Below are 13339 nucleotides of genomic sequence, written 5' to 3'. Positions count from 1 at the left end.
GAATCTCCGAGATCAGTTATAAAATGGTTGAATGAATGTTTTTTTTATAGAATTTGATTATTCAAAATTCTTTGCATCTGCTTTTTCGAAGACATCTTTTCTTTGAGTAGAATGTTCTTCGCTGAAAATTTCGCCGTCTTTCATATTCACAATTCTGGAAGCATAACCGGCGTCATAAGACGAGTGCGTCACCATTGCAATTGTAGAACCTTCTCTATGCAGTTCTGCGAGAAGATTCATCACCTCATTTCCGTTTGAGCTGTCGAGGTTTCCGGTTGGCTCATCCGCAAGAATCAGTTTTGGTCTCGTTACTAATGCTCTTGCAACGGCCGCTCGTTGCTGTTGACCGCCGGAAAGCTGTTGAGGATAGTGTTTTGCTCTGTGAGCGATGTTGATTTTTTCCATAATTTCCTCAACACGTTTTTTTCTTTCTGAGGACGAAACGCCGTTGTAGATTAATGGAAGTTCAATGTTTTCATAAACTGTCAGTTCATCAATCAAATTAAAATTCTGAAAGATGAAACCGATATTTTTCTTTCTAATATCTGATTTTTTCTTCTCAGAAGTTCCGATTGTTTCTATCGATTCAAATTGATAAGAACCTGAAGAAGCGCTGTCCAGAAGTCCGAGAATATTAAGGAAAGTCGATTTTCCACAACCGGAAGGTCCCATTATCGCTACAAATTCGCCTTCTTTTATGCTAAGACTTACATTGTTTAAAGCATTGGTTTGAACATCTTCTGTTTTATAGACTTTTGAAAGGTTTTGAATATTTATCATTGTTTTATTTTTTATAGTTTAAAGTTTGTAATTCGTAATTTCAATATTTATTTTTGAATATTAAGGATTTCATATTTTTTTATTTCAGCATAATCTGATGTGATTACGGTTTCGCCCTGCTTCAGTCCGGAAACCACTTCGTAATACATTTGATTTTCTCTTCCAAGACTAATGTTTCGTTTTTCGGCTTTATTATTTTTCATTACAAAAATCCATTTCCCGTTGGTGTCCTTATAAAAATTTCCTTTCGGAATCATCAGACTTTGCGTATCAGCAGAAAGTTTCAGCTTCACCCCGAACGTCATTCCGATTTTCAGGTTTTCCGGTTTTACATCAACGAAATTAAGTTCCACAGAAAACTGTCCGTCTTTCACTTCGGGAAGAATTTTGGTAATGATAACTTCAAATTGTTTCGCATTGCTTTCCAGACTTCCTTTGATTCCGTTGGTTAGTTTATTAATATAATATTCGTCAACTTTTGCAATTAATTTGTAACCGCCCATCAAATCTACTTTTCCGATGCTTTCGCCACTTGTTAAATTCTGTCCTAATGAAATATTAAATGATGATAATCTTCCGGAAACCGGCGACATAATCAGGAAATTATTCTTGTTGGAACGAAGAATATTCAGACTTTTTTCCATTTGGCTGATGGAACTATTGATAGCAGAAAACTGAGAATTTCTGGAAGCTTTTTCGCTGGAAGCGCCTTTTTCCACAATCACTTTTCTTTGTTTCTGATAATTCAGATTTTGTAATGCAATATCATAATCGGTTTTCTTTCCGATTTCAGCATCGTATAATCTTTTCTGAAGATTGAAAGATTGCAAAGCTGTATTATAATCATTTTGCGCCTGAAGCAATTCTTTATCTTGGTTAAATTCCTGATTCTTCAATTCCAGAAGCGAACTTCTCATCTGGCTGATCTGCTGCATAATTCCCGTTTCCTGATTAAGATAATTGAATTCCGTATTTGGATTGTAAACTCTTGCAATAGGTTGTCCTTTTGTTACCATTTGTCCGTCTTCCGCAAAAATTTCTTTTACCGCACCGCCTTCCAGAACATTTACAAGAGATGAATTAAGAGATTGTGTCTGTGCAGTTACCATCAACATATCTTCGAATTTCCCATTTGTCACTTCATCTGTTTGGATATCTTCTAACTTTACATTGTAAGTTTTTTTCTGATTAAGGAAATACCATCCGAAAATGAAAACCGCCAAAGCAGAAACAACGATAATCGATATTAATTTTAGTTTAGACTTCTTTTTTACTATTTTCGTATCCATATTAACGATAACTTATTTATCTACAGACTATTACACAATGCAGATGCCAGAGATTTATAACTTTGTAACTCTCTGAAAATGTGATTAAATATATTTTAATTAATTTTAAAACTGTTCATTATCGGACACTTTTTGTACGGAAATGAACAATTTTAGTTGATAGTTTTTAGTTGTCAGTTGATGGTTCATTAATATTTGTCAGGCTGCGCGGAGTCAAAGCCTTTTATTTCAATCATTTTAGATTTCAAATTATAAAAATGCGAAAAAAAGAAGCTCATATTTTAATTGTAGATGACGACGAAGATATTTTGTTTTCGGCGAGAGTCTGGCTCAAGAAATTTTTCACGGAAGTCAGTTGTCTCAGCCAGCCGAAAAATATTCTGAAGTTTTTAACGGAACAGCAAGTTGACACGGTTCTTCTGGATATGAATTTCCGGAAAGGTTTTGAAAACGGACAAGACGGATTGTATTGGATGAATGAAATTAAAACTTTGGAACCTCAGCTTCCGATTATTTTAATGACCGCTTATGGCGAAGTGGAATTGGCAGTTGAAGCTTTGAAAAACGGTGCTTCCGATTTTATTCTGAAACCTTGGAATAATGAGAAGTTGTACGCTTCTGTAAACCTGGCTGTTGATATTTCCCGGAAAAACAGAAAGCTGAATCAATGGGAGAATGTCAGCGTAAAGACCAATCAGTATCAGCTGGAAACCAAATCTTTTCTGATGCAGGAAGTGATGGATCAGATCACGAAAGTGGCGCCGACAGATGCCAATATTTTACTTTTAGGAGAAAACGGAACAGGAAAATATGTTTTGGCAGTACACATCCATGAATTATCTGAAAGAAAAAATCAGCCTTTTGTTCACATTGATTTGGGAAGTTTGTCTGAGAATCTTTTTGAGGCAGAATTATTTGGTTATAAAAAAGGAGCTTTTACAGATGCAAATCAGGATTACTCCGGAAAGATTGAAAATGCGCAAAACGGAACCGTTTTTTTAGATGAAATCGGAAATCTGCCGCTACATCTTCAAACCAAATTATTGAGTTTAATTCAAAACCGGAAATTAACGAGAATCGGAGAAAGCAAAGAACGGCTTTTGGACGTAAGATTTATTTTTGCGACCAATGAAAATCTTAAAAAAGCAGTTTCCGAAAACCGTTTCCGAAAAGATTTATATTACAGAATTAATACTGTTGAACTGCAAATTCCAGGTCTGAGAGAGCGATTGGAAGACATTCCGACTTTAGCCGATTATTTCCTGGAAAAGTACAAACAGAAATATCATAAAGCAGATTTGACTCTGAATAAACATTTAATTAACGAACTTACAACATATTCCTGGCCCGGAAATATCCGCGAACTGGATCATTGCATTGAGAGAAGCGTGATCCTTTCCAATGATAAAAATCTGAAATTACTGATGCCTCAAGATGAAGAGTCGGATAAGCCAATTATGAATCTCAATCTCGAAGAAATGGAGGAAATTCTCATTAAAAAGGCTTTGAAAAAACACAGAGGAAATATTTCTCTCGCTGCGGAAGATTTGGGATTGTCAAGAGCTGCGTTGTATCGTAGAATGGAAAAATTTGAATTGTGATAAAGCGGAAATTTATAAGATGGAACAAAAGCCTTGTCAAGGTTCAAAACCTTGACAAGGCTTAAAAAAAATAAAAAATGAACAAGCAACAATTTATCTGGTTACTATTTATTCTTTTGGCGATTGTCAGTGGGATTTTTGCCTTTGATTTTTACTCGCAAAATAAATGGATAAATTTTGGGTTGTTTTCGATTGTGACAATTGGCTGTATTGTTTTAGCGCAGACTTCGGCTTTTTCTTATATTCAGAAAACGGAAAAATTATTGTTGGCGATTCAGAAAAAAGATTTTTCGCTTTTCCCGAAAACCGAAGAGAATAATTTGGTGGATAATGCCGTAAAACTTTATTATCAAAGTAAAGAAGAACATTTGTCTTTATCATCTTACAAACTTCTCTATGAAGAAATTCTGAATCAACTGGAAATCGGGTTGATGATACTTTCCGAAAAAAATAATGAATGGGAAATTTTTTATGTGAATCCGGTTTTTCTGGAAATTTTACAGATTCCAAAATATAATTCCTGGGAATTATACGAATCTAAAACCTCGGAATTTTATGAAATCATTGAACAAACTAATTACGAAAACTCACAGGAATTTTTTGATATTTCAATTAATGAAAATGTAAAACAGTCGTTTTCTCTTAGAACCAAAAAAGTACAGAATGTGAAAAACCGCTTTTGTATTATCAGTCTGGAATCTGTTCAGAAAATCATTGAACAAAAAGAAAAACTCGCCTGGAATAATTTGATGAAGGTAATTTCTCACGAACTTCTCAATACTTTGACACCTGTCAATAGCTTGATTCAAAATCTTGAATATATTGCCAATCAGGAAGTTGTCGACAAAGAAGACCAGGAAGAAATGAAAGAAAGTCTGATGATCATCAATTCAAAATCCAAACAATTACTGAATTTTGTGGACGATTACCGACAAGTGGCTGAGCTTCCAAAACCGGTTTTTAAAACCATTTCTCTGACGGATATCGTAGAATCTGCCCTTAATTTTCTGAAGCCGGAATTTGAAAAAAATCAGATTAAAATCATCAATTCTCTGGAGAATCAAATGATTTTTGCAGACCAGAAAATGATTGAACGATGTCTGATTAATCTTTATCTGAATGCAATCTATGCAGTCGATGACAACTCAGAAAAAATCATTAAAACCGAAATAAAAACTCTTAATAAACGTATTTTATTAAGTGTTGAAGACAACGGAATTGGAATCTCAAATGAAATAAAAGACAAGATTTTTCTTCCATTTTTTACCACCCGAATCAGCGGTTCTGGAATTGGATTGACGTTGAGCAAAAGCATTATTGAAGCGCATAAAGGTTATCTCAATTACAAACCTTTGGAAAAAGGGAGCCGCTTTGAAATTTGGTTTTTAGAATGGTAGTTTTGTCAATATTATTCAAAAAATATTTTAAATCTTCTCATTCTCTAAAATTTTTAAAACGAGCTTTTCCTCATGAGTTAAACCTGCCTTTCCATCATTTTCTTCAATCACTTCCAATTCATCAAGGTATTTTTTAATGGAATTGTTTTCGTACAGATTGATTACCAAAGGATGAACATAATATTTCCTGCAGACTGTACTTGTGTTTCCAAGATGTGATGCAACAATATCAAGAGCTTCTTTTACTTTCTTTTTATACTGCGTATTATTTTCTGCATACCCGATTTCTTTAAAGGCAATTAGAGCATTCACGGTTCCTGACCATGTTCTGAAATCTTTTGCGGTAAAATCATCTCCGCTTATTTCTTTGATATAGTCATTTACCATTCCGGAATCTATCGCATGTCTGTTTCCTTCATCATCATAGTATTGGAAAAGCTCTTTTCCCGGAATCTCTTTGCATTTTGTGATCAGCTTTGAAAGCCTTTTGCTTTTCAGATCGACGTTATGCATAATTCCTTTTTTACCTTTAAAAGAAAAATTAATTTTTTGTCCCTGCACTTTTACGTGTTTTCCTTTTAAGGTTGTCAAGCCAAAAGAGCCATATAATTTTTCGTAAATACTGTTTCCGATTCTTATATTGGTACGTTGCATGAGACTTACAACCAATGCGAGAATTTTTCTTTTTTCAAAATTTCTCAGAGCCAGATCCTTCTCAAGCCGAAGACGGATTTCCGGTAACGCATATCCGAACTGAAGCATTCTGTAAAATTTAGTGTGATTTCGCAAAGCGCTCCATAGTGAATGGTATCTGTACTGTTTTCTCCTTAGTGCATCAAATCCTGTTGCCTGAAGATGACCGTTGTCTAAAGCGCAGATCCATACATTTTCCCATGCCGGAGGAATTACTAAACTATTGATGCGTTTGATCTCTGCTTTATCTTTGATTTTCTCTCCGTCTTTGTAATATGAATATTTTGTCCCTCTTTTTTTACGAATGATACCGGCTGTCTCTGCATCGGAAGTGTAAATAAGATTCACTGCCTTTGCAGAAGCTACCGGATCTTTCATAATTTTGATAATCTTCGACGGTTTGAGGTGAGAAATGATCTCCTGGTCTGATTGATCCATAATAAATAATTTGGTTAAGAGTTCTTACCCCGGGAAAACAGCCATAATAAAAGGGCTATAATACCTACCACGACAATTATTCCCCACCACATTCCGGCTTTGAAGATAGTTTCTACTGCTTCACAGCTTGTTAACAGAAGAATGCTAAGCAGACTCATGCTGTATAAAGTTAACTTTCTCATAATAGTTTATTTTTAAGTGATTATTAAATTCTATCATTGTCAGGTCGCCAGTTTTTGATCAACCTTTTAATCTCGTCTCCAGAAATATTTTCGTTTAAAGCCTTGTATAAAAGTTCTTTAAACTCCTCATCATAAGCAAATCTCAAAGCGGCAATCTGGCTGAAACTGAGTTTTTCGCAAACCTCATCAGATCTTTTATTGAATATCTCAAAATATCTTTGTCTGAATTCCAGCTTTACAATCCGGTTTTGATTTCCCAATGCATAATGTTGTCTTACCATTATTGCTAAATACAGAATCAGGAATATAATAATTGAAAATAAAATCCATATCAGTTGATGTTCTGCATCATTCCAGATTTTATAAATTCCGTAACCTTCTAAAACGAAGAGAACAGGGAGATAAACAAAATGATGAGGCGGATAAAATTTCCTGTGATTGCTGTAGTTTTGCACTTTCATTTTTGAAATATAGCAATAACCTTTCCAAAATATTATGATATTAATAATGATATTGACTTTGTGGTATTAAAAAATGTATTTTATTTTGTAACTGTAAGCTTTACAACGACTTTCATATTCAGACCGGATAAAAGCGACTGGTTGTCAACGAAAAAGCATTTAGTGAGAATTATGAAAGGTTTGCCGGTCCAGCTTCTAAAAAAAATAACTGTAAACTCTGAAAAGCACTTTGTAAATCAAGGTAGCGAAGATGATTTTTTGTAACTTTCGGTTTTTAAAATTTAAATAATGACTTCAAACGAAAAAGTAGCTGCACTTCGTGAAGAAATGCAAAAAAATAATATTGATGCATTTATCGTATATTCTGCTGACCCGCATATGAGCGAATATTTACCCACAGAATGGCAGGAAAGAGCATGGTTGTCGGGTTTTACAGGGTCTGCCGGTTTTGTGGTTGTTACGAAAGATAAAGCTGGGCTTTGGACGGATGGAAGATATTTCACACAAGCTCCGAAAGAACTGGAGGGTTCAGGAATTGATCTTTTCAAGGATGGAATGGAAGGAACTCCAGATTATATCGACTGGATCATCTCTGAAATTCCTGCAAACGGAAAAGTAGCGGTGAATGCTTTGGCAACTTCTCACGCAAACTGGGAACTGCTTTTTGGAAAATTACATCAAAAAAACATAACATTAGCTGATCTTCCTTTGCTGAAGCAAGTGTGGAAGGAAAGGGGAGAAGCTTCAAAAAATCCTATTTATACACATCCTGTTGAAAGAGCTGGGAAATCAGTGACTGATAAAATTTCTGCCATTCGCCAGAAGATGGAGGGTATGGAAGTGACCGTTCATATCATTTCCAGTTTGGATGATGTTGCCTGGACTCTGAATTTGAGAGGAAGCGATGTGGAAAGCAATCCTGTATTTTTAGGTTATATTATTATCACGAAAAACGACGCAATGTTGTTCACAGACCTCGAAAAAATGGAGGTGGAAGCGAGAAAACAAATGGACGAAGCTTGGGTGAAAATGTTGCCTTATGAAGAGTTTTACAATCACCTAAGGAATATCAGAAACGAAAAAGTTCTGGTTTCACCAAACAGCAACCAGTCGATTTTTGAAGCACTGAAAATTGGAAACGAATTTGTGAAATCTGCAGTTCCCGGAAATCTGATGAAAGCTCAGAAAAACGAAACTGAGTTGGAAGGTTTCAGAAAAGTGATGGTGAGAGACGGTGTGGCAATGGTGAAATTTCTGCATTGGCTGACTCATAATGCCGGAAAACAGGCGATGAACGAGTATTCTATCGGACAAAAGCTGAAAGGTTTCCGTGCTGAAGGAGAAAATTTTGTGGGTGAGAGTTTCGGAAGTATTGTAGGGTATAAAGATAATGGAGCCATCATGCATTATTCTGCCAAAAAAGAAGGTAGTAAAGATGTGACTGATGAGGCTACAATTTTAGTAGATTCCGGAGGTCAATATTTAGAAGGAACCACTGATATTACAAGAACTTTTGCGTTAGGTGTGGCTTCTGAAGAATTTAAAATAAATTCTACTTTGGTTTTACAGGGATTGATCCGTCTTTCTATGGTGAAATTTCCTAAGGGAACAAAAGGTGTTCAGCTGGATGCGATTGCCAGACTTCCTTTATGGATGAATGGAAAGGATTACAATCACGGAACAGGGCATGGAGTAGGAAGCTTTATGAATGTGCATGAAGGTCCGCAAAACATCAGAAAAGATCTGAATCCGCAGGAATTGTTGCCTGGAATGGTTTGTTCAAACGAGCCAGGATTTTACGTGGAAGGTGAATACGGAATCCGTCATGAGAATCTGATCGCGGTAAAAGAATCTGAAACTACAGATTTCGGAACGTTTTATGAGTTTGAAACTTTAACGTTTTGTCCGTTTTTCAAAGATACCATCGTGAAAGAGATTTTGTCTGAAGAGGAAATCAACTGGCTGAACGAATATCACAGAACATGTGAAGAAAAAATAGCTCCGTTTCTGGAGGGTGAAGTGAAAGACTGGTTCCTTGAGCAGGTAAAACCTCTTTAATTGATTTAAAATTCACGAAAAAGGTCTTGTATCAAATGATGCAGGACTTTTTTTATTGAATTATTTAATGATTTTCAGCAATGACTGTCTATCAATCCGTATTTCACTTGTGAACTTGATTAAATTTAGTTTGGCGATAATTTAATATTCTTAATACCTTTTTTAGCCCTGATTGAACGGTATGTTTGAGCTCTTTTTGCAAGAAAAGGAAATGAGAAGGCGCAAAAAAGCGAGTAGTGAAAGCAGGTTCCCGGCTACTGAAAAAGTAGGAGAGTTGGAGCGTTTTTGAGTTTTGAGTACTTCAGTAAAAAATGGATTTTTTAGCCTGCTAAATTTATGTAATTTTGCAATATGAATCACGACACTATCTGCGCACTGGCAACTGCTAACGGAATTGGAGCTATCGGAATTATAAGAATTTCAGGAGATGATGCTATTTCTGTCTCTTCAAAAATTTTCGAAGGAAAAAATCTTGAAAAAGCCGATTCTCACACGGTTCATTACGGATTTATTAAAGATAATGATGAGGTAATTGATGAAGTTATGGTTTCTGTTTTCAGGGCTCCTAAAACGTTTACTGCAGAAGATTCAGTTGAGATTTCTTTTCACGGATCACCGCATATTGCCAAAAGAATTCTTGAAGTTTTGATTAAAAACGGAGCGAGAATGGCAAAAGCAGGCGAATTTACGATGCGTGCTTTTATGAACGGCAGAATTGATCTGAGTCAGGCAGAATCAATAGCAGATTTGATTGCTTCGGAAAATGAATCTTCCCGAAAAGTAGCTCTAAATCAATTGAAAGGAGGAATTACCCATGAGATTTCTTTCCTTCGAACAGATCTTTTAAATTTTGTGTCACTTGTAGAACTTGAGCTTGACTTTGCAGAGGAAGATGTGGAATTTGCTGACAGATCTGCATTGAATCTGCTGCTTGATAAAATTGAAGCAAAACTAAATTCACTTATCGAGAGTTTCCAGTACGGAAATGCCATCAAAAACGGAACAGCTGTTGCCATCATCGGAAAACCAAACGCCGGAAAATCTACATTATTAAATGCTTTGTTGAAAGAAGAACGTGCAATTGTAAGCAATATTGCGGGCACAACCAGAGATACGATTGAGGAGATTCTTCATATAAAAGGTCACGCTTTCAGACTGATTGACACGGCAGGATTACGCGATACAGTGGATGAGATTGAAGCAATCGGTGTAAAGAAAGCCAAAGAAAAAGTAGAAAATGCCAATATTCTTGTCTATTTGGCAGATGCTGCGACTGAAGATTTTTCTGAAGATATTGAGATGATAAGGTCTTTAAAAAGAGATGATTTGAAACTTATTATCTGCGCAACAAAAATTGACGAGGTTTCTCCGCCAACCTATGAAAAGGCAGAAGATATTTTTAGAAATGCAATCGCAGACGAGTTTGATTTTATTAAAATTTCGGCTGTTGAAAACCAAAATATCCAGGATCTAAAAAACGAGCTGTCATCTTACGTTGAGCAATTAAAATCACAGGAAAATAATGTTGTCATCACCAATCAGCGTCACTACGAAGCATTGGGTAAATCTCTGGAAGCGGTAAATAAAGTAAAGGAAGCCATAGCTTTTCAGATTTCAACAGAATTGCTTGCCTATGAACTGAGAAATGCTCTTGAATATCTTGGTGAGATTTCCGGAGAGGTTACTAATGATGAGATTTTAGGGAATATTTTCAGTAAATTCTGTATCGGCAAATAGCATTCACTATAATGTAACCATAGGAATTATCTTCAAACTGTAGATTTCACTTATCATATAGTGCCAAAATAGGAAGGATTTTTCGTAGATATAATCTTTTTCTGAATCTTGATTTAAATAAAAATATACTAAAAGGTATATTTTTTCTTTTTTATAATATACTTTTTAGTATATTTGCAGAGTCAATAAGAGAAATAATGTTAACAAAAGCAGAAAAAACAAAACTTTTTATCTTGGAAACTGCAAGCCCGATCTATAACGAGAAAGGGATTTCGGGGGTAAGTATTGATGATGTTTTGGAGGCTACCAAATTAACAAAAGGATGTATTTACGGACATTTCAGCGGTAAGGATGATCTGTCTGAGCAGGTGGTTGATTTTTCTCTAAAAAAGATGTCAGAAAAAGTAGCTTCTGTTATTTCGAAAGGGAAAACGGCAAAAGAAAAAATTTTTTTATACTTAGATTTTTACAAGAATCCTATTGATACTTATATTTCAGGAGGATGTCCTATTTTTAATACTGCCGTTGAAGCAGATGACCAGTTCCCGTCTATTAAGAAAAAAGTTTCGGCAGTTCTTAATGCCGGTCAGGAAGGTATTTCAAACATTTTAAAAGAAGGTATTTCAAATGGCGAATTTTCAGATAATCTTAATGCTTATGTTTTTGCTTTTAAATTGTTTTCTGCTGTAGAAGGTGGCATTGTATTAAGCAGAACAATGGAATCCGGAGAATTGATGGTGGGACTTATAAACGATCTCAAAAAAGAACTGGAGCAGTATTCATTGTAATTTTTTTTTAAACAAAAATATACTTTTTAGTATATTTTATAAATTTAAATTTGTATTAAAAATAAAATATGAGTCATACATTATTTGAAAGTTATGAGATTAACGAAATTACACTTCAGAACAGAACGTAATTGCACCCATGACAAGAGTGCGTTCTGTTAATCAGAGTGAAATTCCCACAGAACTTACGGCAATATATTATGCACAATGTGAGGCAACGGTTCTCAATACTTCGGATCGGGAAATTTTTTATACGCCAGGAGAAAAGGGTATACAGACTATCCTTTTCAAAACATATAGCAAAAATTATTAAAATATATTATTTAATTACAAACAGATTTAAAAATGAAAACAACAGGAAATACCATTTTTATCAGTGGCGGAAGTGCCGGAATAGGATTGGCAATTGCTAAAAAATTGCAGAAAGCAGGAAATAAAATCATCATCAACGGGCGTAGTGAAGAACGCCTTCAAAAAGCTTTAACTGAGTTGCAGGATGCAGCAGCAATTCAGGGTGATTTATCCGTAGAGGCAGACAGAATTCGTATTGCAGAAGATCTGAAGACAAATCATAAGGATGTTAATATCATTATCAACAATGCGGGGGCAGCGTTTGGTTATTTATTGAGCGAAACGACCAATGCCCACGAAAAAGCATTGATCGAAATGAATACCAATTATTTTGCAATCATACATTTTACAGAGTTAATGATTCCTCACCTTCTAGAAAGAGAGGAAGCGGCTGTAGTTAATATTTCATCTATTGCAGTCTATGGCGCTCACAAATTCTTACCGACCTATGGTGCAACAAAAGCGGCACTGCACAGCTATACGGTAGCTTTGCGACAAACTTATGAGGAAAAGGAAAACCTCAACATCTATGAAGTCTATCCTCCTTTGGTGAATACTGAGTTTTCTGCTGAGATTGGCGGCTCACAAGGAATTCAGCCGAGCGAGGTTGCAGACGAATTACTTATAGGGTTAGAGAACGATCAATTTGATATTCCGGTAGGGGATACGAAGGTCTATGCAAATGCAATCGCCGAGGCAATGGCGAAGTTGACACAGGTATAAAAGCTATCAATGATTACTTACATCCAAAAAGGCAGTTGGTGCACTTGTACTTCTTTTAAATTTTTAAGAATATGAATCTGAAAAATAAAACAATACTGATTACAGGAGGAGCTTCAGGTATTGGTCTGGAAGCGGCAAAGCAGTTTTTGACGTTAGGAAATAATGTGATAATCACCGGAAGAAACCTTTCAAAATTAGAAACTGTAAAGGCACAGCTCCCCGATATAACGATTATTCAATCTGATGCTGCAAAAGAGGAAGATGCAATTGCACTGTTTGAAAAAATAAATGCTTTGGGCGGAATTGATATTTTATATAATAATGCGGGAGTAGGTGTTTCTCCGTTGAACCTAGGTAGACCCAGTAAAAAGCATCTTGAAGGTGCTATATATGAGATGGAAATCAATTATTTCGGAGTCATACGATTAAATAATCTATTTATGGATATGCTGAAATCCAGAAGTGAATCTGCAATAATAAATACTACCTCAATTCTTAGTATTGTGCCTTCGGTTCTTGAAGCGACGTATTCTGCATCAAAATCTGCGCTGGCTTCTTATACCAGATCTTTGAGGTCACATCTGAAGTCAACGAACAGCACAGTAAAGGTCTTCGAACTTCTTCCTCCATTGGTAGATACCGATATGGTTGCAGATAGAAAAGATAAAAAGATGAGTACCCGTACATTTGTAAAAGAATTAATCAACGGGCTTGAAAAAGATCATCTGACTATTCGTGTAGGTGATGCAAAATCATTATTTATCATCAATCGCATTGCTCCAAATACAGCGTATCATTTGGTAAATAAACCAGAACATTATCAATTTATCAAATAAAATTT

General features: G+C 35.4%; 11 protein-coding genes. 7 read left to right on the top strand and 4 right to left on the bottom strand.

Features of this window, described 5'->3' with window-relative positions; translation table 11 throughout:
- Positions 1–57 precede the first annotated feature (57 nt).
- Complete coding sequence (locus AC4FQ5_RS18675; RefSeq protein ID WP_491145811.1) at positions 58–780, bottom strand: ABC transporter ATP-binding protein; 723 nt, start codon at positions 778–780, stop codon at positions 58–60.
- A 47-nt stretch (positions 781–827) separates the two neighbouring features.
- Positions 828–2069 carry an efflux RND transporter periplasmic adaptor subunit gene (locus AC4FQ5_RS18670; protein ID WP_491145809.1) on the bottom strand — a complete coding sequence of 414 codons (1242 nt, stop codon included), beginning with the start codon at positions 2067–2069 and terminating at the stop codon, positions 828–830.
- Positions 2070–2326: 257 nt separating this feature from the next.
- Here AC4FQ5_RS18670 and AC4FQ5_RS18665 point away from each other — a divergent pair, with 257 nt between their 5' ends.
- Positions 2327–3670, top strand: coding sequence for a sigma-54-dependent transcriptional regulator (locus tag AC4FQ5_RS18665; RefSeq protein WP_491145808.1), 1344 nt, complete (start codon positions 2327–2329; stop codon positions 3668–3670).
- Between the two features lie 77 nt (positions 3671–3747).
- Positions 3748–5067, top strand: a complete 1320-nt coding sequence (locus AC4FQ5_RS18660) for a sensor histidine kinase (protein ID WP_491145807.1) — start codon at positions 3748–3750, stop codon at positions 5065–5067.
- A gap of 27 nt (positions 5068–5094) precedes the next feature.
- Here AC4FQ5_RS18660 and AC4FQ5_RS18655 read toward each other — a convergent pair whose 3' ends face one another.
- Positions 5095–6198: a DNA topoisomerase IB gene (locus AC4FQ5_RS18655; protein ID WP_491145805.1), complete on the bottom strand. Its 1104-nt coding sequence runs from the start codon at positions 6196–6198 to the stop codon at positions 5095–5097.
- Positions 6199–6403: 205 nt separating this feature from the next.
- Complete coding sequence (locus AC4FQ5_RS18650; protein ID WP_491145803.1) at positions 6404–6841, bottom strand: DUF6526 family protein; 438 nt, start codon at positions 6839–6841, stop codon at positions 6404–6406.
- 288 nt (positions 6842–7129) lie between these two features.
- On the opposite strand from AC4FQ5_RS18650, the gene AC4FQ5_RS18645 reads away from it, so the two are divergent.
- From AC4FQ5_RS18645 to AC4FQ5_RS18625, 5 genes are all read left to right on the top strand, one after another.
- Positions 7130–8899 (top strand): aminopeptidase P family protein, encoded by a 1770-nt coding sequence (locus AC4FQ5_RS18645; RefSeq protein WP_491145801.1) that lies wholly within the window; start codon positions 7130–7132, stop codon positions 8897–8899.
- 351 nt (positions 8900–9250) lie between these two features.
- The gene (mnmE, locus tag AC4FQ5_RS18640) at positions 9251–10636 is read left to right on the top strand and encodes a tRNA uridine-5-carboxymethylaminomethyl(34) synthesis GTPase MnmE (protein ID WP_491145799.1); all 1386 of its coding nucleotides are present in this window, start codon (positions 9251–9253) and stop codon (positions 10634–10636) included.
- Between the two features lie 197 nt (positions 10637–10833).
- The gene (locus AC4FQ5_RS18635) at positions 10834–11424 is read left to right on the top strand and encodes a TetR/AcrR family transcriptional regulator (RefSeq protein WP_491145798.1); all 591 of its coding nucleotides are present in this window, start codon (positions 10834–10836) and stop codon (positions 11422–11424) included.
- A gap of 345 nt (positions 11425–11769) precedes the next feature.
- Positions 11770–12498, top strand: coding sequence for an SDR family oxidoreductase (locus AC4FQ5_RS18630; RefSeq protein ID WP_491145796.1), 729 nt, complete (start codon positions 11770–11772; stop codon positions 12496–12498).
- 71 nt (positions 12499–12569) lie between these two features.
- Positions 12570–13334 (top strand): SDR family oxidoreductase, encoded by a 765-nt coding sequence (locus AC4FQ5_RS18625; protein ID WP_491145794.1) that lies wholly within the window; start codon positions 12570–12572, stop codon positions 13332–13334.
- The last annotated feature ends 5 nt before the right edge of the window (positions 13335–13339 follow it).

Source organism: Chryseobacterium sp. DT-167, from assembly GCF_058310155.1.
The sequence above is the reverse complement of the archived record's forward strand: the minus strand, read 5'-3'. Positions and strand labels throughout refer to the sequence as shown.

What these genes read in the sequence shown, in the direction of transcription:
- AC4FQ5_RS18675 (WP_491145811.1), bottom strand. Translation starts at nt 780, where the DNA reads ATGATAAATATTCAAAACCTTTCAAAAGTCTATAAAACAGAAGATGTT.
- AC4FQ5_RS18650 (WP_491145803.1), bottom strand. Translation starts at nt 6,841, where the DNA reads ATGAAAGTGCAAAACTACAGCAATCACAGGAAATTTTATCCGCCTCAT.
- AC4FQ5_RS18625 (WP_491145794.1), top strand. Translation starts at nt 12,570, where the DNA reads ATGAATCTGAAAAATAAAACAATACTGATTACAGGAGGAGCTTCAGGT.
- AC4FQ5_RS18665 (WP_491145808.1), top strand. Translation starts at nt 2,327, where the DNA reads ATGCGAAAAAAAGAAGCTCATATTTTAATTGTAGATGACGACGAAGAT.
- AC4FQ5_RS18660 (WP_491145807.1), top strand. Translation starts at nt 3,748, where the DNA reads ATGAACAAGCAACAATTTATCTGGTTACTATTTATTCTTTTGGCGATT.
- AC4FQ5_RS18630 (WP_491145796.1), top strand. Translation starts at nt 11,770, where the DNA reads ATGAAAACAACAGGAAATACCATTTTTATCAGTGGCGGAAGTGCCGGA.
- AC4FQ5_RS18645 (WP_491145801.1), top strand. Translation starts at nt 7,130, where the DNA reads ATGACTTCAAACGAAAAAGTAGCTGCACTTCGTGAAGAAATGCAAAAA.
- AC4FQ5_RS18655 (WP_491145805.1), bottom strand. Translation starts at nt 6,198, where the DNA reads ATGGATCAATCAGACCAGGAGATCATTTCTCACCTCAAACCGTCGAAG.
- AC4FQ5_RS18670 (WP_491145809.1), bottom strand. Translation starts at nt 2,069, where the DNA reads ATGGATACGAAAATAGTAAAAAAGAAGTCTAAACTAAAATTAATATCG.
- AC4FQ5_RS18635 (WP_491145798.1), top strand. Translation starts at nt 10,834, where the DNA reads ATGTTAACAAAAGCAGAAAAAACAAAACTTTTTATCTTGGAAACTGCA.
- mnmE (WP_491145799.1), top strand. Translation starts at nt 9,251, where the DNA reads ATGAATCACGACACTATCTGCGCACTGGCAACTGCTAACGGAATTGGA.